Here is a 22,999-nt window from a genome sequence, read left to right as displayed (position 1 = left end):
GAAGTTCCCCTATAATAACAGGTAGGGGAACTTCCAGCATTTGCGGGAACGGGTGTGGAGGAAACGCGTATGAAAGAAAAGGGTATGCAGGAGATTAAAGTATTTCTGGTGGAGGACGAGTCTTTGATTCGAAATGGAATCAAGGACGGCATTGCGTGGGAGAAAGAAGGATTTGTCTTTGCGGGAGCCGCGTCAGACGGAGAGCTTGCTTATCTGATGATTCTGGATACAAAGCCGGATATTCTGGTGACGGATATCAAAATGCCTTTTATGGATGGGCTGGAGCTGAGCCGTCTGGTCAAAAATGAACTGCCTGATATTAAAATTCTGATTTTGAGTGGTTATGATGAATTTTCGCTGGCGAAAGAAGCAATTGAAATCGGAGTGACCAAATATCTGCTGAAGCCGATTTCCATGGCAAATCTTTTAAAGGCTCTGCATGAGGTTACGGGGCAGATTCAGAAGGAATGGGAAGAAAAAGAGGTATTGCAGCAATATTCTGAAGAAACCAGAAAGAATACGGAATATGAAAAGATGCGTTTTTTCACACAACTGATGTCAGGTATGATGCCGTTGCCGCAGGTGCTTGAGAAGGGTAGACGATTTGATATGAATCTGAGTGCGCAGTATTATAATGTGATACTGTTTAATATGTTGATGGGCGATGGACAGGCGATTTATAAGGAGCAGCGGCTTCAGGCCGGGGAAGCAATCACAAATCTGACATATGGAATGGAACATGTATACAGTTTTCGGCGGGCAGAGGAAGGCTGGGCATTTTTGCTGACAGCTGACAGTGAAGCGCAGATGGAGATGTATACAGGGGAACTAAAGGACAAGTTGGAGCAGCTTCTGGACAGGTTCGAGGCGGTAGAATACTTCGGCGGAATCGGTCGTCCGGTTTCCCGTGTGAGGGAACTTCACAGCGCGTTTCAGGAGGCGGAACAGGCTTTTGCCGGAAGATTCATTCTGCAGGTCAATCAAATTCTATCCATTGGAGAACTGAGGGAACTGAATGAGGAAGTAGGTTTTGAGATAAACAGCTATGAAAATATAGGAAATGCCAGGATCGGAATTGAAAAGTTCCTGAACAATGGAATGCGGGATGAAATCTATGATTTCACAGAAAGCTATGTGAAAAAGATTCCGGAAAATAACCTGAAGTCTATGATGCTGCGTCAGTATATAATTATGGATATCTACGTGGCTGCCATGGCATTTATGGAAAAACTGAATGTGGGAGAGATACCGTATAGCGGAGATGATTTTCAGACAGATGCGCAGAAAATCCGGACAAGGGAAGATATGAGTGCGTATATACAGAAAATGCTGAAGCTGGTGCTCGATTTAAGGGATGAACTCAGTGACCGCCGGTATGCAGATATTATTCACAAGGCAAAAGAAATCATTGCGACTTCCTATATGACGGAAGATATCTCGCTGAATTCTGTAGCGGCCAAGGTCGGCATGAGCGCCAGCTATTTCAGTTGTATTTTCAGTAAAGAGGCTGGCAGAACCTTTGTAGAATGCCTGACGGAAACCCGGATGGACAGGGCGAAGGAGCTTCTCGTATGCTCTGCTATGAAAACCTCGGAAATCGGCTTTGAGGTGGGATATAAAGATCCGCATTATTTCAGCTATATTTTTAAAAAGACCCAGGGTTGTTCTCCGAAGGAGTACCGGAACAATCGAAAGGTATGTGTGGGAAGAGAACCGGAAGGAAAAGAAGCGCATAAGCTGTAGAAAGACTGGTCAGGTGGTAACTTATGAATAATCCGGTTATGGAAAATCTTCTGAACCTGGCGCTTCTGGCTACCCCGGAGGAGCGGGCGCGATCCGGAAATCTGGAGGTGGGCTATGACAGGCAGGAAAAAACCTGGGAAGTGATTGTGAAGTATTCCGGTTCGCTTGCTTTTTTGGAGCGGGAAGGCATACGGGCAACCGAGCTTCTGAATGGATATGCAATCATACAGGTACCGGAATCCGGGCTTGGAGGCCTGGCCCAGGCACCGGAAATCGAATATATCGAAAAACCAAAGAGGCTGTTTTTCTCTGTGAATCAGGGAAAGACAGCCTCCTGTATTCCGGCGGTCCAGAATGCCCGGTATGATTTGTATGGGGACGGGGTGCTGGTGGCGCTGCTGGATTCGGGGGTGGATTACGCCCACCCGGATTTTCGAAATGAGGATGGTACAACGCGGATTCTGGCTCTATGGGATCAGACTATACCCGGCAGACCTCCGGAGGGCTACCGTATCGGAACGGAATACACGCAGCAGGAACTCAACGAGGCATTGAAGGCCGGGACACCGGAAGAGCGGTATGAGAGGGTGCCAAGCCGCGACGTCAGCGGCCACGGCACCCGGGTTCTGGGTATCGCGGCGGGCAATGGCCGGGCCAGCGGCGGACGCTACCGGGGAATCGCAAGCCGCAGTCCGCTCCTGGCCGTGAAGCTGGGAACGCCCCGGGAGGACGGTTTCCCCAGGACCACGGAGCTGATGCAGGGGCTGGATTACTGCATTCGAAAGGCACTGGAGCTTCGCCTGCCCGTGGCAGTGAATATCAGCATTGGCAATACCTATGGCGCCCACGATGGCACTTCTCTTCTGGAGACTTATATCGCTGACATTGCTAACGTCTGGAAATCGGTCATTTGTATCGGTACGGGAAATGAGGGCTATGCAGCCGGTCACGCGGCGGGGAGCCTGCAGGAGCGGACGACGGAGACAGTAGAGTTGGCTGTGGGCGAATACGAGACCGCCTTCAGCATCCAGATCTGGAAATCCTATCTGGATGAGGTTGACATAACGCTGATAAGCCCGGGTGGAAGAAAGGCGGGGCCTATTCAGAAACTTCTGGGAGCTCAGCGTTTTGTGCTGGAGGAGACAGAGATTCTGCTGTATTACGGGGAACCTTCGCCCTACAGCCAGTCCCAGGAGATTTATCTGGAATTGCTGTCCCGGAGCGATTACGTGGACACTGGCATCTGGACACTTGAACTGTCCGCCGGCGAGATTCGCGATGGCCGCTATCACCTGTGGCTCCCCAGCGCTGTCGCCCTGAACGGCGGCACCCGGTTCTTACACCCATCTGCAGACACTACCCTCACGATTCCATCCACCGCCCGCCGTGTCGCAGCCGTCGGCGCTTATGACAGCCGCACCCTTACTTACGCCGATTTCTCCGGCCGTGGTAACACCCGTGATCTTCGTGAGAAACCGATTCTCGTTGCCCCGGGCGTCCGTGTTCTCACCACCGCCCTCGGTGGCACCTACGCCGAAGCCACCGGCACATCCTTCGCCACCCCCTTTGCCACTGGAGCCGCCGCTCTTTTATTGCAGTGGGGGATCGTCGACGGCAACGATCCTTATCTCTATGGAGAAAAAGCGATTGCCTATCTGAAAAAGGGAACCCGTCCGCTTCCGGCGTATGCAGAGTATCCGAATCCGGAGGTGGGGTGGGGGGCCCTCTGCATAAAACAAAGTCTTCCCGAAATATAAAACTATCCTTTCGAATAGTGTCCTCTGCCTGCGGCATCTGTTATAATACTATCATAGCGGGAAAGGAGGAATCTGCCATGTCAAAGAACACCAAAACCACCGATGATAAATACATCTGCCCGGAGAAAGCGGTGCGAAAGCTTCGGTCGAGCCGGCGGTTTCGGACGCCGTTGTATTTGTATGGCGTAACCGGAGTGGGAAAGACATCGCTGATTATCCATAATCTGAATATGAAGCGATGCATTTATTACAGTGCGGCAGAGACGGAAGCCAGTCAGATCGCGGTCCGGGAGCAGGGCGTGGAGCATACGGTCGTTATTGACGACCTGCAGAGTGTAACAGGCGTGGAAGAACGGGAGGCCTATTATAAGGTGATTCAGGAATTGTTGGGACGGGAAGATGTCTGGCTGATTCTGATTGCGCGCTGTCCCTTCCCCCGTTGGCTGCTCACCCTGCGTACCAAATACATCTTTGTGGAAATAGAAGAATCCGATTTTCTCTTTTCCATTGAAGAACAGCGTGCATACCTGGAGCAGTACGGGATCTGTCTTCCGGACGAGCTCCATGAGAGGGCATGGAGAATGGGCGGCGGCAATCCGCTTTCGTTGCTTTTCTTTGCCATGGAAAAGGGCGATCTGGAACGTACCCAGAAACGTGAATGGGATTATCTGGAAAGCCATGTATATGAGCAATGGGATGTGGAGCTACAGGAATTCTTTATGAACATCTGCATCGTGGAGACCTTTACAATCAGGTTGGCGGCTATGCTGACCGGTCGAAGCGATGTGGAGAAAGTGATCGCCAAGGCAGAAGAAACCGGCAATTTCTTTGAGACAGCCGGAGTGGACGGTGTCTGGAAATGCCGCTGGCCCATGCGGAAATCCATGCGTCAGAGACTGGGCAGAAAGAAAACGCTGGAACAAATCCGCCGGCTTTATTATACTGCCGGATTATACTATGAATTGGAGAATCAGATACCGGAAGCGCTGTCCATGTATGAGGAGTGCCGGGATATGGAGAGCATTTCGAGACTTCTGATTTCCAATGCAAATAAAAATCCGTCCAGCGGGTGGTATTATGAACTGCGCCGCTATTATCTGGAACTGCCGGAACAAATCATAGAGGAGAGTCCTGCGCTGATGGCGGGGATGAGTCTGTTGCACTCCATGCTTATGAACATCGAGGAGAGCGAGCGATGGTATCAGGCATTGGAGCAGTATGCAGATACGCACACAGGCGGCCAGCGAAGGGAAGCCAGAAGCCGGCTGATATATCTGAAAATTGCGCTGCCCCATCGGGGAAGCATGGATATGATTGATTTAATTAAAAATGCGGATCTGTTTCTGCGTGAGTGGAGAAGTACGCTCCCGGATCTGTCTGTGACCAGTAATCTGCCTTCCATGATGAATGGCGGGAAGGATTTCTGCGAATGGAGCAGAAAAGAACGGGAAATGGTGGTGAGTATCGGAAAGCCCGCTGAATTTATTCTGGGAAAATATGGGAAAGGCTTAGTGTCACTGATACTGGCAGAGAGTTTTCTGGAAAAAGGCGAGGACACCTTTGAGATATTTTCTCAGGCGGAAAAAGGAAAAATGGAGGCCGAAAGCGGCGGAAAACTGGATCAGGTATTCGTGGGCATTGGGACACTGGCCTGGTTGTCGGTGCTGAAAAATAATGCGGAAGGGGCAGCGGCATCCCTTGCAGGCTTTCGGACGCGCGCGGAAAAGGAAGCGCCGAATTTACTGACAAATATCGATGCCTTTCTATGCCGGATTTCCCTTTATCAGGGAAATGACGGGGCGTCCTGGATGGAGCAGGCGCCTGACGAGACGCTGGAATTCAGTATCCTGGAACGTTTTCGTTATCTGACCAAGACACGCGTGTATATTCAACAGAAGCGTTATGAAGAAGCGTATTGTCTGTTGCAGCAGCTGCTTTATTACGCGGAAACCATGAATCGGACCTACATTCTGATGGAGCTGCATCTTCTTCTGGCAGTGGTGCAGTACCGAACCGGACAGGAGGAGTGGCGGGAAAATCTGCAGGCATGCGTCAGTCAGGCAGAAAGCTATCATTTTGTGAGACTGTTGAGCAGGGAAGGGAGCGTTCTGCTTTCGATGCTTGAAGAAGGAGAACCGACCTGGAAGGATCGCTCATTCCGTAAGCAGGTGCTGGAAGAATGCGGACAGATGAAGGAATTTTATCCGCGGTATCTTGGCGGCAGACAGGAAGATGAAATTATTCTGAGTGAAAATGCGGTAAAAATTTTGAGATATCAGTCCGAGGGGCTTTCCTCAGCGGCCATTGCGGAAAAAATGAAGCTGTCAGAAGCTACAGTGAAATACCACAGTCGGGAAACTTACAGGAAATTAGGCGTGAAAAATAAAACAGCGGCTATCGCAGAGGCAAAAGAGAGAAAAATGATTTAGATACTTGACTTATTTTCCAGAATCTGGTATTCTTCGTGTATCAGAGATTCTTACTGATTCACAGAGGAGCATCTCCTCACGATTCCACGAAGAAGAAAACATGCAGACAAAGCGGCAGGAAAGGCAGGTAGTCAGGTGTAGAAGAACGGAGGACGCTGGACGACGGTTACTTACGAAGGAGGATGATACGAAAAGAAAGAAAGGACAGATCATGGAATGAAATGGAAAAAGTGGTCCGGGAAGCGACTGCTGACACTGATGCTGGCATTGACGCTGTCAGTGTCTTCTTTGGGTCCTCTGATTGGAGGAGGAAGCATAAGCTATGCGGCAGAAATATCGGAGACACCGGATGTATCAGAGAGTCCCGGAAAGGCCGGGGAGACGGAAGTGACCGTTCGGCTGGAAGAACCGACAGAAGAAGCGACAGATACAGAAGAGCCGGATTTGGATACAGAAGATCTGGCAGAGAGCGTCAAACAGCCGGAAAACAGCGGGGTATCGGAAACGACAGAGCAGGAGGAACCGGAGGAGCCCGGAGAGTCTGAAAAAGGACTCCGGACACTTCGGATCCGCTGTGAGGATCCGAACGGCAATCCTTCCGAAACGCTGTCGGCAGAGGCGGACAGCGACGAGCTTTACGAAGGAACCAAGGTAAAGATCCGTGTGACCAACACGGGAATGAATATCTGGGCAGCTGAAATCACCTGTGAGGATGGCGAACTGGAGGCCGTAGAGGAAGAAGATGTCCTGACCTTTGAAATGCCGGATGCGGACGTGGAAGTTCGTATTTATGAACTGGAAAGTCAGGAGCAGGGGGAGCTGTCCGGGGAAGACAGCAGCATTCCCGGAGATTTCCAGGGAAATCAGTCCCACACAAGGAAAGACAATGAGCCGGATATTGAACTTGAAAAGTCTGCCCGCTGGACCAATATCGAGGATGGTTACGCGGAACTGACGATCACAGAAAAAGATACTTCAGATTATTCTAATATTCCCACCGATTATATTATCATTCTGGACAGAACGAGAACCATGGCGCTGAGCGATTACAATCATGAAGACGGAAGCGCGTATAATTACATGGGTTATCATTCTCCATGCATCAATCCCGCCCATTATTATTACAAGGGTGGTATTTATTTGCACATGATAGATTACTTTACAGGGTATGATTACAAAAAAAATGTGTGGTTTTATAATCTGCCGGGCAGCTTTGATTTCTGGGAGCGCCATTACAACCAGAATGGAACCAAAATCATGCCGATGCTGGAAAATGGCTGCTATGATCGGCTTTCCATGGCAAAAAAGGGAATCCAGGAGCTGGTGGATATGATTGCGGCCCAGAATGCGAAAGTGACCGGAGACGGACTGCGTTCCCGGGTGGCGTTCTGGAGTTTTGCGGATGAATACAGTAAAATCACAGGCGATAAGCGGGATAAAGGACTGTATAATTATACGCCGTTGACGGACAATTACGAGCAGGTGAAGCGGGCGGTCAGCGAGGTGAAGAATTATTCCGGAACCTATTATCTTTCGTCCCTTCAGGAAGCGTATGATATTATCACAACACGAAACGCCACGGACAGCCGTCGGAAAAATGTATACACCAAGGTCATATTTATCTCGGACGGTGAGTGTGAAACGGATTTGGCAAATGTGAGGGCGAAGGCAGCACAGATTCGCAGTCTGCCCAATACGGAGCTGTTTACACTGGCGATAGGCATGACCGCAGACGCGTCAGGTGCGAAACTCCTGCAGGAAATAGCGGGAAGCGCCGATCATGCAGCCAATTTCTGGCAGACCCTATCCTTTGACGGAGGAAATGGTTCCGCATTTGCCCAGACACTTTTAAATATTGAGAAAAAAGCGTCAGAGGTTAAGGCAGTTCGGAAGACGCTGACGGATCAGATTGAGACGAAATATTGGGAACCGGTGGAAATTCTGAGCGCTGACGGCGGACAGGCATCCCTTAACCGGGCCACTGGAAAGCTTATCTGGAAAGTGCCGGATGAAGCGGGAACGACCTATCGCTGCACCGTGAGGCTGCGTTTGAAGGAGAAGTACCGTTATCTTCTGGCGGATGCTGTCTATCCCACCAACAGGGATGAGACAGGCGCAGGACAGCCGGAGATTTCGGCAGATCCGGTGAAGGCAGGCGCAGTGCTGGATTACGCCATTGAAGGCGGTATGTATCATCAGCAGACGCGAAAGGCAGGCGTGGTCACACCAACGCTGAAGTATGGAACCCTGCAGTTTCAGGGGAAGAAGAACTGGACTGTTTCAGGTTCCCGGGCAGACAGCCTGGTTGTACGCCTGATGCGGACACTTCCGGGACAGACCACGGCTACGCAGGTCAATAATACACGAACTAACGGAAGCCGGGGCTGGCGTTACAGCTTTAATCGACGCGTCATGCCGGATGGAAGCGAGAAGCCGCTTATCAAATATGACGAAAGAGGCAGACTCATTTCCTATCAGGTGACGGAACAGACGCCAGGCTATTATACGCAGCTGGAGAGTCTGGTGACCGGTGGAGACGTGACAGATACCCAGTTGTACAATGAACCCTTCAAGGTAAAGGTTCAGGTGGAAAAGACCGACAGCGAGACCGGCAATCCCTTGAGCGGCGCGGAGTTTTCTGTCTTTATGTGGAGCCGGCGAGCCGGAAAATATCTGCCCTATAAGGGAACCACAGAAGGAACAGGCCAGACTTACGAGACAGGGACGTTGAACGGCGGTTCGGAAGGCATGAAGCTTACGGAAAACCAGAAAGGGATATACATAAGCCCGGCCTGGCTGTACTACGCGCCGGATAATCAGGGTAAATTCCGGGTTATCGAGACACAGGCGCCGGAAGGCTATTACGGAGATTGGAAGGGGGAGAACGAAAAAAATGTCTATGACCTGGTGATTTCGCCGGATGTGGCGAGAAACCGAGAGACGATTTCGCTGACCAATGGGGACAGCGGAACCTTTGAAAATCAACGGGTCAGGGGAAAAATCTGGTTTACGAAAAACGACGCGGAGGGAAAGGAGCGCGTTTCCCAGGGCGAAGCCAGTCTGACCGGTGCAGCCTACAAGCTGTTCGCAGCGGCGGATTTGATCCATCAGGACGGCGCCACAGGTGCTCTGTACCGAAAGGATGAGGAGATTCGACTGCGCTTTACCGGAAGCCGGGACGGTGTGCGGTACTATCGGCAGGATCCGTCCGGAAGGGACACGATAGAGATTGGGACGGGCTGTCAGATCTGCATCGAAAATTTGGAGCTTGGCTGCTATTATCTGCAGGAGCAGGAAGCGGGCGAGGGCTACCTGGTCAATCCGGAGAAAGCGGAATTTACCCTGGAGTGGCAGGGCGAGGAAGTACCGGAGGTGGAAATCAGGGATTTCAAAGTCTATGAGCAGGTGAAAAAGCAGCGGCTGACCTTCTACAAGGTGGCAGGAACGGATCGGACCGACCGGTTGGATCCTCTGGAGGGAGCCGGATTTTCCATTTATGCCCTGTCAGAATTCGCAGATGGAAGATATGCGGATCTTTCCGACGTGGAGGTGGTGCAGGCAGTCATAGATGATTTTCGGGACGGACAGACATTGGATTACCGTGCCGTGCGCGCTTTTTGCCCGGCACAGGTCTTCGCGGAGGCGGACAGTGCGGAAGTGAAGGCTGGAAAGCTGGTTAAGAAACTGGACTATGGAGAGGGATATGTCTATGAGGCAGAGAGCCCGAACGAGTATCTGACAGGCGAGCTGTTCAGCGACAGTCGCGGTATGGTGACGACGCCGTCCCTGGCCTATGGCCGTTATCTGATTGTGGAGACAACAGTTCCGAAGAACCGGATTGCTACCCGGCCCTTTGTGGTGCAGATAGCGGGTGACGATCGGGACGGAACGGTCGAGGGAGACGGACGGGGACGGAAGCTATCGGATCTGGTGATTCTTCAGGACCGTCCGGTCAATGCCCTGGTACGGATAGAAAAATACGACAGTGTCACGGGAAAGCCGGTGCAAAAGCCGGGTGCGTCCTACGTGATCCATGATACGGAGGGAAAATGGTTCTCTTATTACACAACGGAATGGAGCTCGGCCCAGAAGAAGGCCTATCAGGAGCAGTATGGCGATCTGGTAGTGCAGTACAGCCAGGGCGCGCAGCTTGGAACCTATACAAAGCCGTATACGACCCGGCAGGTAAAGAAGGATGGAACCTGCTATGTGGATACGCCCACAGCGCTTCCGACCGGTATCTATGAGCTGGAGGAAGTGTCCGCCCCAGACGGATATATCCTGCAGGGGCATGAGGGCGTCATTGCCAAAAAGAGTATTTTCGAAAGTGGAAACGGAACCTTTTACGAAACGGAGGCCGATGGAAAATGGAGGCCGACGCCGGAAGGCTCTGTGAAATTCATCATTTCCTCGGGAGAGGCAGTTTATGACAGCGAAGCAAAGGCTTTCGTAGTGAAGGTGCGCCAGAAAAACACCCCGGCAGTGGGTAAAATCAGTGTGTACGCGGAGGGGGAACAGCTGAAAGGAGCACAAAAGACGGAAACAGGATATCAGTTTACCTATGAGGCTCAGCCGGTGGCGGGCGCGGAATTTGAAATCCGCGCGGCAGCAGATATCTATACGCAGGAGGGAGCAAACAAAGAGAAGCTATACGAAGCCGGAGAACTGCTCATGACCCTTGTGACCGATGCAAAAGGCCAGACCTGGACCGGACAGAAGGATCTGGAAGGAACCGATATTCCGTGGGGGCTTCCGCTTGGAAGCTACACGGTGACGCAGGTGAAGGCGGGCGCAGGTTTTGCCCTGAGTACGGAAAACGCGAAGCCCCGCAGTATTGAGATTACCTGGGCGGGCCAGGAGGTGCCGGTCATTTACCGGGATACGATGTATCAGAATCCCCGGCAGCAGGTGCGGCTTGCCATAGAGAAACAGGACGCCGAGACCGGGAGGGTGCTGGCCGGAGCAGCATTTGGACTATACGCGGCGGAGAATATTGCTGATTACCGGGGAAAAATCCTGGTGAAAAAGGATACCCTGCTGGGTCAGGCGGCCACGGCGCTGAACGCGGAAGGAAAGGTAGAACGCGCGGTCTTTGCCGTAGATTTGCCACTGGGCAGATATTACGTGAAAGAGCTTCATGCCCCGGCAGGATACGCAGGCAGCTCCATGCGCGTCAATGTGGACGCTTCCTACCGGGCGGATCAGCGGGAAACCATCAGCCTGAAGGGCGTGGTAAAAAATGCCCCGATCCGCGTACAGATTAACCTGATGGACTGGTTTACGGAAAACGAGCTGACCGGCGCAACTCTGCAGCTTTTGGACGAAAATGAGTCCGTTGTGGAAACATTCACGACTGTTTCAAAAAACAATCCGATTATCCGGAAGCTGGAGCAGGGAAAAACCTACCGGGTAAGGGAACTGGTAACTCCGTCGGGCTATGAAGAAGGATTCCTGCTGAAGGACGGCTATGTAACGGACAAGACAGACAGCCTGGAGTTGTCCAAGCAGTATGCTTCGAATAACGGGAAAAAGGATGTGGCCTTTACCGTACTGGATACGGGAAAGCTCCAGGTGGTGAGCCTGTTCCTGAAGCCGGAAGCCGGTGTTCTGGAAATTACGAAGGAGGGACCGGTTCCGGTGGGAACGGAAAAAGAAACCGATGAAAATGGTAACCGGATTGAGACCCCGATATATGAGATTATGGGACTTCCGGGAGCGGAATATGTGCTTCAGGCGAAGGAACAAATCGGCTATCCGGACAGCCAGGAGGGGGTACTTTTTGAAAAAGACGCATTGGTGCTGGAACAGTATGCGGAACAGAAGAAAACCGGAGCCATGCAGTATTTTACCATAGATGTGCCGGAAGGAAAGGGCGAGCTGGTGAAAGCAGAACGCATGCTGCCGGATGGTACGGAGGCAGCGCTTGTGCTGCGGACCGGGCAGGATGGCAAGGTGCAGGTAACCGGACTTCCGGCGGGAAGCTACCGTGTCGTGGAGGTGAAGGCTCCGGCTGGCTATTATCGGGATCCGGGAATGTGTACGCAGACGGTGGATCTGGGAGACATCATTTCCGTACGGTTTGAGAATCCGAAACAGGAGATCGAAAAACCGGGTGAAGATCCGGATAAGGATCCAGATAAAGATCCGGATGCTCCCCGCCGGATCGGCATGCTGGCAGAAAAATACGGTGTGGACGGAGAAGAACGGATTCCGGTATCCGGCGCCGCTTTTACCCTATACGCGGCAGAGGACGTCCGCAATATTTTTGGTGAGCTGATTTACCGGGAAGGAACGGAGGTGGAGACGGCCCTGTCCGGAGCGGACGGGCTGGCGCGCTTTGTGACAGATGTTCCCATCGGTCTCTACCGCATCCGGGAGACGAAAGCGCCGGACGGCTACTACAGCAGCACGAAGGAGATTCTTTATGACGTGGCGAAGGACAGGGAGGATGATTCCGTTCATTACCTGAATTTCAGTGATTTTGTGGAAAATGCCCCGACGAAGCTCACGATCCGCCTGCAGGACGATCTGACCCATAACGAACTGGCGGACGCCTGCCTGGAGATTACGGATGAGAAGGGAGAGCCTGTGGAAACCTGGATGACCAGAGTGGATAACGGGTATACCATCCGGGGGCTCTCTGTGGATAAGTGTTACACCATCACAGAAAAGCTGCCGCGGGAGGGCTATCTGGTGAAATTTACAGAGAGCTATACAGAGAGCGGCAATGTGGAACTGCGGGAGCCGGAGGGAGCAAAAGTGGAGTTTCAGATTCCGGACGCGCCGGGCAGTGTGACAGAGGGCGGCCATCTGAACCCGGCCTCAGTGCCGGAGACGGGCTGCATTGTCCTGGAAAATCCCTTTGTAACCGGCGATGTGCATCTGCAAAAGGACGGAGAAATTCTGGAAAGCTGGACACCGGCACAGCATGTGGGCCAGTGGCTGCGTTCGACCTTTGGATACCGGGAAAAGGGTCTGGGTCAGGTGGAATTCGCAGTCTATGCGGCGGAGGACATTGAACATCCGGACGGCGTCACGGGAATTTGCTTCCGGAAAGGTGAGCAGGTGCTGACGGGTGTACGCTCTGAAAAGCAGGAGGCCCGGGGCGTTACAGATAAGAGTGGCATACTGGAGTTCAAAGAACTTTATCTGGGCCAGTATGAGATTCGGGAACTGAAGACAGCGGAAGGCTATGTGCGCGATGAAAAGCCGATTCTCTTCACCCTTGCTTACCGGGACGGCTACACCAGTACGGTAGATGCGCGGCAGGGAAGCGTCCGCTGGCTCAATCCCCGTCAGAGGAGTGAAGTGACCGTGCATAAGACAGATGCCGCCGACGGTAAAGCCCTGGCGGGAGCAGAAATCGGCCTGTATACGGCAGAACCCGTCAATCGGGCGGATGGCACCTGTCTCCTCACGGCGGACACGCTTCTGGAAACAGGCGTTACAGACGCGGACGGCACCCTTGTTTTCACAGCAGATCTGCCCTTTGGCTGCTATTATGTGAAGGAGATCACAGCTCCGGATGGGTATCTGCTTTCAGAGGAGAAGCAGCCGTTTACCCTTACTTACGCAGGGGAAAATACAGAGCTGATAAAATTAAGCCTGACGATTCAGAATATGAGAAAACCGGAAGAACATGCAGGAGGTCCAGACGCGCTGACCAGTGCCCAGGCTGCGCCGACCGGGGATGAGACGCCGGTGGAAATCTATCTGTTTCTGCTGCTTGTAAGCTTTCTGGCAGCGGGCAGAATCCTTATGGAAGTACGGGAGAGAAAACGCCAAATGAAAAACAGGGATTGACATTTTTTCGTTTATTGTTATGATTTTAGTAGCATAGGATTAAAGTGAAGTGCTTTAAAATACAAGAAGGATGAAGTAGGAGGGCTTATGGATTTTATTACGATTGGTGAGATGGTGATTGATTTTCTTCCCGGCCAGGAGGAGGCAAGTTATATCCGGAACGCAGGCGGCGCGCCCGCAAATGTAGCAATCAGCGCGGCAAGAAACGGACTTCAGGCAGGCATGTACTGCAAGGTGGGCAATGACGATTTCGGAAAGTTTCTGCTGAAAACCCTGCGGGAGAATCATGTAACGCCGCTGGCGCCGGAGATGACAGACGACGCGACTACAACCATGGCGTTTGTATCTCTGAACGAGAACAATGACAGAAGCTTTACCTTCGCGAGAAAGCCCGGCGCGGATATGCTGCTGGACAAGAGCGAGATCCGGGACGAGGATCTGAAGGACTGCCGTATCGTACAGGCAGGCTCCTGCAGCCTTTCTGCCGGACCGGCAGTGGAGGCTACCGAGTATGCCATGGCCAGAGCGAAAGAGCTGGGTAAGCTGGTAGGCTTTGACATCAATTACCGGAATCTGATGTGGAAGGATGACAAGAAGGCCTGCACCGAGAAGGTGCTTTCCATTCTGAAATACGTGGATTTCCTGAAGCTCTCCGATGAGGAGATTGACATGGTAGGGGGACATGATAACCTTCTGAATGTCATGAAGGAATATGATATTGCAGCGGCAGTCCTGACCCTGGGCGGCGATGGCGCGGAGGTATTCTACGACGGAAAGTCTTATGTGGTTCCGGGCTTTCCGGTATCCCATGTGGCAGACACCACGGGAGCCGGAGACGCATTCTGGGGCGGTTTCCTTTCCTGTGTGCTGAATCACGGTGTATCTTCCGTGGAGCAGCTGAATGCGGAGCTTCTTAAGGAAGCGGTAAAATACGGCAATGTGAGCGGCTCCCTTTCCGTACAGGAGAAAGGAGCGATCTCATCTCTGCCTACCAGAGAGAAGGTTGAGAAGTTTCTCGCAGAGAACTGATAAATGCTATGGCTAGACTAGGGGTAAATAAAGATTATCTGAAAAAACGAAACCGAGGTCTGGTACTCCAACTGATCGCTACGGGAAAATGCACCTCCAGAATCGAACTGGCAAGAGAGGTGCATCTGACCAAGACGGCGATCTCCGCGATTGTCAATGAACTGATTGAGCAGGGATACTTAAGAGAAGCGGCAGTGACGACGAAGGCAAAGCTGGGAAGAACGCCTGTAAAGCTGGAGATTAGTCCTGAAGCTCCGAAATACATAGGAATTCTGTTTGGACGCGGCTGTCTGGAGGCGGCGATCTGTGATTTGAACATGAATATCATTGCCTACGAACGGGTAGAACGGGAATGGTCGGGCGGAGAGGAAATCATGGAGATCGCCTACCGTCTGCTGGATCGCCTGCTGGAGCGGGAAGAAAAGATCATTGCCATCGGAGTAGCGACGCCGGGACCGGTAGATGTGAAGAAGGGCCGGATTATCAATCCGGGTTATTTTCACGGAATACAGAATCTGGATGTGGCGGAGCCTATGCAGAAGCGCTATGGAATTCCGGTGTTCCTGGATCATGATGTCCAGAGCGCGGCGCTGGTGGAACAGCTCTACGGAAACGGGCAGGGATATCAGGATGTGCTGGTACTGGGTATTGAAAAGGGCGTCGGAAGCGGTATCATGACCAATGGACACAGATACCAGAGCAATTCCGGCTATCCTCCGGAGATGGGACACCTTTCCATCAACCATCATGGCCGGAAATGTGTCTGCGGCAATATCGGCTGTCTGGAGGCTTACATCGGTTCTGACAGAGTGGAGGAAAAGATAGAGGCCGTCTTTGGCAGAAAGATTCCGTATCGGGAATTCTGTCAGATGGAGGATCCGGAAGCAGATCGGGTTATGCAGGAGCTGATCGACGACTTGTCCTGCGCGATCATCAGTCTGCAGAATATCATGAACTTCGAGATTATCCTGTTGGGAATGGACAGTATCTTCTGGCAGGAAAAGTATCTGAAGCGGCTGGAGGACATCATCAACGAACGGAAGTTTGCCAACAAAAAGGTTCGGACTCTGGTGAAAAAGGTAAAGTTTATGGAGAAAATGCCGGTCCTCGGCGCTGTGTGTAATGCAGTAAACAAAACCTTTGAAGGGGAAATGCTGGATTAAATGTTAAAATAAAGTCAATGTACAAAGGAGAAGAATGCTGGTGGGAGAATGAACCAGCAGACTTCTCCTTTTTTGTGTAATTTATACAAAAAAGAAAACAGCTTTTGTGTAAAACATAAAAATTGGAATTGCCGGATTGACAAATGATGAGAATGATGTATAATTTGTTCATATAAAGTTAGTAAGGGCAATGCACTAATGTACAAGATGTAGGAGAAAAGGAAAAATGAACGAGAAAATTTGGGCAAAATCCTGTCATATCTCCCCGTCCATGATTACGCTGGATATGTGTAACCTGGAGCAGCAGTGCCGGATGGTAGAGAAAGCCGGACTGGAGATGATTCATGTAGATATTCTGGACGGACATTTCAGCCCGAGCATGCCGCTGGGTCTTGATACTGTAAAGCAGCTCCGAAAGAAAACCAATCTGGAGTTCGAAGCACATGTAATGGTAACGGATCCACAGTTCTTTATCGACGAACTGATTGAGGCAGGCGCTTCTCAGATTGTATTTCACATAGAAACCTGTGACCACGTGGACGGTATGCTGAATTACATTCACAGCAAGGGTATCCGCGCTGGTGTGGCTCTGAAGCCGGCGACGCCGCTGTATGAGCTGGAGTACATCCTTGATAAATGCGACGCAGTGCTTCTGATGCTGATTAATCCGGGCTTCGCCCAGGTGAAAGGCGAGGCACAGACAGCTTACTCGGCAAAGAAGATTCATGATTTACATGAAATGATTACCGCGAGAGGGCTGGATACCAGAGTGATTCTGGACGGAAGAATTTCCCCGGAGAACATTTCTACTTATGGAATGTCCGGCGAAGCGGATATCTTCGTAGCGGGAAGCACCTGTATCAAGAAGGATGACCAGACCGGAAGTCTGAAGAGACTGAAGGCCATGGAAGATGAGATTAACAGCAAGAGGTCATAAAGATGGGATATTACAGTGATAATTATAATGAAACCGTAAAATCAGTCCTGGGTGAGCTGGACAAGGCTCTGGGAGCCGTAGAACCGGAAACGGTTGAAAAATTCGTACAGGCAGTTCTGGAAGCAGATCAGGTATACTTCGTAGGAGTCGGAAGAGTACTTCTCTCCCTGCAGGCTATCTGCAAGAGGCTGGCGCATCTGGGAATCAAAACCCACTACGTGGGAGAGATCACCGAGCCGGCTATCACCGATAAGGATCTTCTGATTGTAGGATCCGGAAGCGGCGGCTCCCTGTTCCCGCTGGGGATTGCGAAGAAGGCACATGGAATCGGCGCTAAAATCGTACATATCGGTTCCAATCCCAACAGTGAGATGAAGGACCTGTGCGAGTTCATGGTTCGTATTCCGGTGAGAACCAAGAATTATCTGGAGGACGAGATTGATTCCGTACAGCCCATGACATCCCTGTTTGAGCAGAGCCTTCTGCTTTTCGGAGATGTAGTTGCAAAGATGATTATCGACGAGCGTAAGATTGATATGAAGAGCCTCTGGAGATATCACGCAAATCTTGAGTAAGCGGTTGAGAGGATGACAGCAATGGATAAGAAACTGATGAAATATTGCGGAAGCCTGCAGCAGATGGTATACGCCCGTCCGATTGTTTATAAAGAGGGACGCGCGGAGTACATGAACGCCATCGAAGCAAAATGCGGCGACATTTTCTTCCATTCCGCAGCGGATAAGGCGCTGGACGTTACGGATTTTTCCTATAAGGGCATGAACATGACGTTTCTTGCGAAGCCCGGGCTGGAAGGAAGAAATCAGTATGACACCAACGGAGAGGAAGCGCTTCGAAGCATCATGGGTGGGTTGTTTTTCACCTGTGGCCTGGAAAATATCTGCGCTCCCTGCACCGTAGACGGAAAGGATTATCCGATGCACGGCCGTATGCGTACCACACCGGCCGAGCATGTATGCACAGATGTGATTACCGAGGGCGAGACCTGCAAGCTGGTGATTTCCGGCGAGATGCGGGAGGCAGAGCTGTTCGGTGAGAATATGGTTCTTCGCAGAAGGATAGAAAGCGTTCTGGGAGAAAACAGTATTACGGTAACGGACGAGATTGAAAATCAGGCGTTCCGTCCGGAACCGCTGATGCTCCTGTATCATTGCAATGTGGGATATCCGTTCCTGAATGAAAACTGTGAGCTTTACGTACCTTCCAAAAAGGTGGTCGGAAGAGAAAAATTTTCCGAGAAGTACGTAGAACGATGGAACAAGCTGGAGACGCCCATTGACAATGAGTGCGAGTACGTGTTCATCCATGATATGCAGTCCGACGACAAGCTGGACACTATGGTACTGGTAGCCAACCATGAGCTGAACATCGGCCTGACCATTGAGTTCAATCAGAAGAATCTTCCATATTTTATGGAATGGAAGTCCATGGCATCCGGAGATTATGTCCTGGGTCTGGAGCCGTCCAATTCCAGCGTATACGGAAAGCTTCATCATATTGAAAATAATACCGTACATTATCTGGAACCCTTTGAGAAGGAGACCAACGTTCTTAAGTTCTCCGTCATCGAGGGAAAAGATAAGATAGATGCAGCAATAGAGAAAATCAATGCGATAAAAGCATAGAAGGAGTCAGAGTTATGAAGAGATCAGAAATCAATGCAGTTATCAAAAAATTTGAAGCATTACTGGCAGAGTACAAATTCGCGCTTCCGCCGTACTTAAGCTTCACTCCGGAGGAGTGGGCAGAGAAGGGTCATGAGTATGATGAGATTCGTGACAATGCTCTGGGCTGGGACGTAACAGACTACGGTGAGGGTCATTTCGATACCCTGGGTCTGGCGCTGATTACCATCCGCAATGGTAATGTACATAATCCGAAATATAAAAAGCCCTACGCAGAGAAAATTATGATGTGTGATTCCGGTCAGGTTTCTCCGATGCATTTCCACTGGAATAAGATGGAAGACATCATCAACCGCGGCGGAAACGACATTATCTTTACATTCTACAACGCAGATCCGGAGACAGGAGATTTCCTGGATACCGACGTTATGATTTGCCAGGACGGCAGACAGTACACCATGCCGGCAGGAAGCAAGGTAACCCTTCACCCGGGCGAAAGCATGACACTGTATCCGTACCTGTATCATGAGTTCATCATTCCGGAAGGCGGCCCGTCCCTGATTGGAGAGGTTTCCGCAACCAATGATGACAACACAGACAACCGCTTCAAGAATCCGCTGGGAAGATATCCGTCCATCGAGGAGGATGAAGCACCGTACAGACTGCTCTGTACAGAGTATCCGGCAGCAAAATAAGAGAGACCGGAATAAAAGGGAGAAAGTGTATACTTCCAGAGCGGGAAGTATTTAAATACACTCTAAAAAATCTTTTCAAAATTAGGAGGATGAAAAAGATGAAGAAAAAAGTTTTAGCAGCGCTGATGGCAACAATGATGGTTGCATCTCTGGCAGCATGCGGCTCCAAGCCGGCTGAGAGCACAGACGCAGCAGCAGACACAAAGACAGAGGAGACCGCAGAGGCTCCGGCAGCTGACGCTGACGCAGCAGGCGAGACAAAGGATCTGGCAGACCTGAAGCTGGCATTCATCGTTGGTACAGAGAACGACGCTTTCTATCAGAGCGTTGAGGAAGGTATCAAGTCTCAGTGTGAGAAGCTCGGTATCCCGGCTCCGACACTTGGCGACCAGGAGCTTGACGGAAATAAGTGCTCCGACCTGATCAACAACTACGTAGGCGCAGGCTATGACGCAGTTGCACTTTCCGCAAACGACCCCGCAGGAACCATGCCGGCTATCCAGGCAGCTAACAAAGAGGGCGTTAAGATCTTCACATTTGACTGTACACTGGATGACCAGTATCTGGATCAGTACCTTGCATTCGTAGGCTCCAACAACAAGGCTGGTGGTGTTACTGCTGGTGAGTACGTTGCTGAGCATGCTCCGGAAGGATCCATCGTTGGATGTATCACATACGCTTCCGCACAGTCCACTCAGGACCGTCAGGCTGGTTTCGAGGAGACCATCCAGGCTGCTATCGACGGCGGCAAGGATCTGACGCTGATCGAGTCTCAGGATGCTGATAACGACCAGGCAAAGGCTGCTGATATCATGCAGAACCTGATCACAAAGTACGGCGATGACCTTTCCTACATCTTCGTAGTAGGTGACCCGACCGGTTACGGCGCACTGTCCTCTATCCAGGCAGCAGGCGCAAGCACAAAGATCGTTGGTTTCGATGCAGGTGAGACAGCTTGCCAGTACATCGCTGACCCGGTTGTTGGTAAGATTTGGGAAGCAGAAGTTGCACAGGATCCGGTTGGTATCGGCGCTGGTATCGTAGATAAGATCGCTGAGTACTTCACAACTGGCGCAATCGCAGGAGATCAGAAGGACCTGATCGAGTGTAAGCTTGTAACTGCTGAGAACGTTGCAGATTACCTGAAGTAATTTCTATAGGAAATCAGACTAAGTAAGTATTGGTCTAAAGTGCCCAGGCCATTGGTTCTGGGCACTTTTTAATAAAGAGGGAAATGGAGGACAGATATGGAACCGCTCTTACAGGTAAAAAATATTGCCAAAGAATTTCCGGGCGTAAAAGCGTTGGAGGATATCAGCATTGATTTTTATCCGGGTGAATGCCATGCTCTGGTCGGTGAAAACGGCGCCGGAAAATCTACACTGATTAAAATTATTGCTTCAATTTATAAGCCCACAAGGGGCGAAGTCATTCTGGACGGAAAAGTATGTAACTTTAAAACTCCGAAGGATGCTTTGGATGCAGGTATCGCAGTTATTGAGCAGGAGACAGCAATTGCTCCCCATCTGACCGTAGCTGAGAACATGTATCTGGGATGTGAGCCGAAACAGAAAAACGGTTTACTGGATCGTAAAAAAATGGAGGCCGATGCGCAGGCCGTTCTGGACGAAATGGGTCTGGAAGTAGATGCGCATACTCTTTGTTCCAAACTGACCGCTGCACAGCTGCAGATGGTCGAGATTGCAAAGGTTATTTCCAAACACGCAAAGGTAGTAGTCCTTGATGAGCCGACTTCCTCACTTTCTGAGAAAGAGATTGATTCTCTTTTTGAGCAGGTCCGGAAGATGAAAGCTGCCAACACCACAATGATTTATGTAACACACCGTATGGCAGAGCTTCCTATCATCTGCGAGAAGTGTTCTATCTTCCGCGATGGTCTGAAGGTGGCAGAATATAAAGTAAATGAGGTAAGCGAGCAGACCATCGTCAACAGCATGGTTGGCCGTGAGCTGGGCGCTTATGTGAAACCGGAACATACCGCGAAGGAAGAGATGCTTCGCGTTGAAAACCTTACTCAGAAGGGTGTATTTGAAAATGTAAGCTTCCATGCCAATGCCGGCGAGATTGTAGCGTTCTCCGGTCTGGTTGGAGCAGGACGTACCGAGGTTATGGAGGCGATCTTCGGAGCTACCAAGATTACTTCCGGTAAGGTATTCCTGTATGGAGAAGAAGTACATATTAAGAACCCGGCGGATGCAATTCGGCGAAAAGTCGGACTTGCTACTGAGGACCGTCGTCGTACCGGACTTCTTCTGAAAAAATCAATTGAAGAAAATGTTGCGCTGCCGAACCTGCCGTTCCACGCAAAGAATGGTTTTGTCAATGTTCCCTGGGAGGTATCCACCAGTGAGGAGTACATGGACAAGCTGAAGATTAAAGCGCCGAACATCAAGGCACTGTGCGGAAATCTGTCAGGTGGTAATCAGCAGAAGGTTATCCTTTCTAAATGGCTGGCAGCCGGTGTAAAGCTTCTGATTCTGGACGAGCCTACCAAGGGTATCGACGTAAATGCGAGAGCAGAGTTTTATGCATTGATGAACCAGTTTGTTGAAAACGGCGGATGTATTATCATGATTTCCTCTGATATGCCGGAGGTTATCAAGGTCGCCGACCGTGCTTACGTTATGTCAGAGGGACGTCTGACAGGTGAGCTGAACCGTGAGGAGATTACAGAGCTGAATCTGATTTCTCTTGCAAATCCGGTTACCGATGGTTCAGACAAGCAGTAATACCGAAAAAAATTGGAAGGCTTATAGATATTCAAAGCTTATAGATAAGAGAGGAAAATAAAATGAAAGAAAAAAATATTAAACAGTTAATTACTGATAATATTGTAATTGTCGTACTGGTTCTTCTGGTTATCGGTTTCTCCATCGGTAACACGACTTTCCTGAAGACAGCAAACGTAATCAACCTGTTCGGACAGATGTGTCTGAACGCAATTCTGGCAACTGGTCTGACCTATGTAATCATCCTGGGCGGTATCGATATCAGCGTTGGTTCCTCCATGGCGATTACCGGTATCCTGGCAGCACAGGTTGTACTGGCACTGAATATTCAGTCTACACCGCTGATTATGGCAGTCCAGATTCTGGTTGGTCTGGCAGGCGGAGCCCTGATTGGTCTCTTTATTGGCTGGCTGGTAGCGTATAGAGGACTGGTTCCCATGATTTGTACCCTGGCTCTGATGCAGGCATTCCGTGGACTGGCTTACATCATTTCCGGCGGCGGTCCGGTTTATGGTCTGCCCAATGGCTTCTCTGTACTGGGTGCAGGACGTCTGATTGAGACAGAGAGCTTTAAGACAGGTATTATTCCGGTTATCGTACTGTTTACCATTATAGTTGTTTTAATTTTCCACATTATTCTGACCAAGACTGTATTCGGACGTCACGTATTCGCAGTTGGTTCCAATGCCTCTGTAGCGCATATGTGTGGTATCAATACAAAGATGGTAACACTGAAGTGCCATATGATCTGTGGTATTACAGCAGGTCTGGCAGGTATCGTAGCAGCTTCCAAGGTAAACAATGGACATCCGGCAACCGGTGACGGATATGAGATGTTCGCTATCGCAGCAACCGTTCTGGGCGGAACTTCCCTGGCCGGCGGTTCCGGATCTGTAGCAAGAGCTATGTTTGGATGCGCTATCATTGCAGTTATCAACAACGGTATGACTCTGATGGAGATTTCCGCATACTGGCAGAAGGTCGTAATCGGAGCAATCATTATCCTGGCAGTTATGCTTGATATGGCACAGAAGGGTAAAGAAGAGTAAG

The 22,999-nt window shown here is 50.7% G+C and carries 13 protein-coding genes; all 13 read left to right on the top strand.

The window, feature by feature from the left end; genetic code table 11:
- Positions 1–69 precede the first annotated feature (69 nt).
- The 13 genes from ACTRC3_RS05725 (at position 70) to ACTRC3_RS05665 (ending at position 22,998) form a co-directional block, all read left to right on the top strand.
- Positions 70–1,743, top strand: coding sequence for a response regulator (locus tag ACTRC3_RS05725; RefSeq protein WP_440322182.1), 1,674 nt, complete (start codon positions 70–72; stop codon positions 1,741–1,743).
- A gap of 23 nt (positions 1,744–1,766) precedes the next feature.
- Positions 1,767–3,500 (top strand): S8 family peptidase, encoded by a 1,734-nt coding sequence (locus ACTRC3_RS05720; RefSeq protein WP_440322181.1) that lies wholly within the window; start codon positions 1,767–1,769, stop codon positions 3,498–3,500.
- Positions 3,501–3,577: 77 nt separating this feature from the next.
- On the top strand, positions 3,578–5,929 hold the full coding sequence (locus tag ACTRC3_RS05715; protein WP_440322179.1) for a LuxR C-terminal-related transcriptional regulator: 2,352 nt from the start codon (positions 3,578–3,580) through the stop codon (positions 5,927–5,929).
- Positions 5,930–6,145: 216 nt separating this feature from the next.
- Positions 6,146–13,732, top strand: coding sequence for a SpaA isopeptide-forming pilin-related protein (locus ACTRC3_RS05710; protein ID WP_440322177.1), 7,587 nt, complete (start codon positions 6,146–6,148; stop codon positions 13,730–13,732).
- An 87-nt stretch (positions 13,733–13,819) separates the two neighbouring features.
- Entirely contained in the window at positions 13,820–14,761 is a 942-nt protein-coding gene (locus tag ACTRC3_RS05705; RefSeq protein ID WP_440322175.1) for a carbohydrate kinase family protein, read from the top strand.
- A gap of 8 nt (positions 14,762–14,769) precedes the next feature.
- Positions 14,770–15,924, top strand: a complete 1,155-nt coding sequence (locus ACTRC3_RS05700; protein WP_440322173.1) for an ROK family transcriptional regulator — start codon at positions 14,770–14,772, stop codon at positions 15,922–15,924.
- A gap of 226 nt (positions 15,925–16,150) precedes the next feature.
- Entirely contained in the window at positions 16,151–16,861 is a 711-nt protein-coding gene (locus tag ACTRC3_RS05695; RefSeq protein WP_440322171.1) for a ribulose-phosphate 3-epimerase, read from the top strand.
- 2 nt (positions 16,862–16,863) lie between these two features.
- Positions 16,864–17,436 (top strand): 6-phospho-3-hexuloisomerase, encoded by a 573-nt coding sequence (gene hxlB / locus ACTRC3_RS05690; RefSeq protein WP_349164509.1) that lies wholly within the window; start codon positions 16,864–16,866, stop codon positions 17,434–17,436.
- A gap of 21 nt (positions 17,437–17,457) precedes the next feature.
- A complete protein-coding gene (locus ACTRC3_RS05685; protein ID WP_440322168.1) occupies positions 17,458–18,504 on the top strand; it encodes an aldose 1-epimerase family protein in 1,047 nt (348 codons plus the stop codon).
- A 14-nt stretch (positions 18,505–18,518) separates the two neighbouring features.
- Positions 18,519–19,199, top strand: coding sequence for a D-lyxose/D-mannose family sugar isomerase (locus tag ACTRC3_RS05680; protein ID WP_178039597.1), 681 nt, complete (start codon positions 18,519–18,521; stop codon positions 19,197–19,199).
- Positions 19,200–19,297: 98 nt separating this feature from the next.
- The gene (locus ACTRC3_RS05675; RefSeq protein ID WP_440322166.1) at positions 19,298–20,350 is read left to right on the top strand and encodes a sugar ABC transporter substrate-binding protein; all 1,053 of its coding nucleotides are present in this window, start codon (positions 19,298–19,300) and stop codon (positions 20,348–20,350) included.
- A gap of 96 nt (positions 20,351–20,446) precedes the next feature.
- Positions 20,447–21,949, top strand: coding sequence for a sugar ABC transporter ATP-binding protein (locus ACTRC3_RS05670; protein ID WP_440322164.1), 1,503 nt, complete (start codon positions 20,447–20,449; stop codon positions 21,947–21,949).
- A gap of 62 nt (positions 21,950–22,011) precedes the next feature.
- On the top strand, positions 22,012–22,998 hold the full coding sequence (locus ACTRC3_RS05665) for an ABC transporter permease (RefSeq protein ID WP_440322163.1): 987 nt from the start codon (positions 22,012–22,014) through the stop codon (positions 22,996–22,998).
- Position 22,999 lies beyond the last annotated feature (1 nt).

Source organism: Laedolimicola sp. (assembly GCF_051972735.1).
GTDB classification, from domain to species: domain Bacteria; phylum Bacillota; class Clostridia; order Lachnospirales; family Lachnospiraceae; genus Laedolimicola; species Laedolimicola intestinihominis.
The sequence above is the reverse complement of the archived record's forward strand: the minus strand, read 5'-3'. Positions and strand labels throughout refer to the sequence as shown.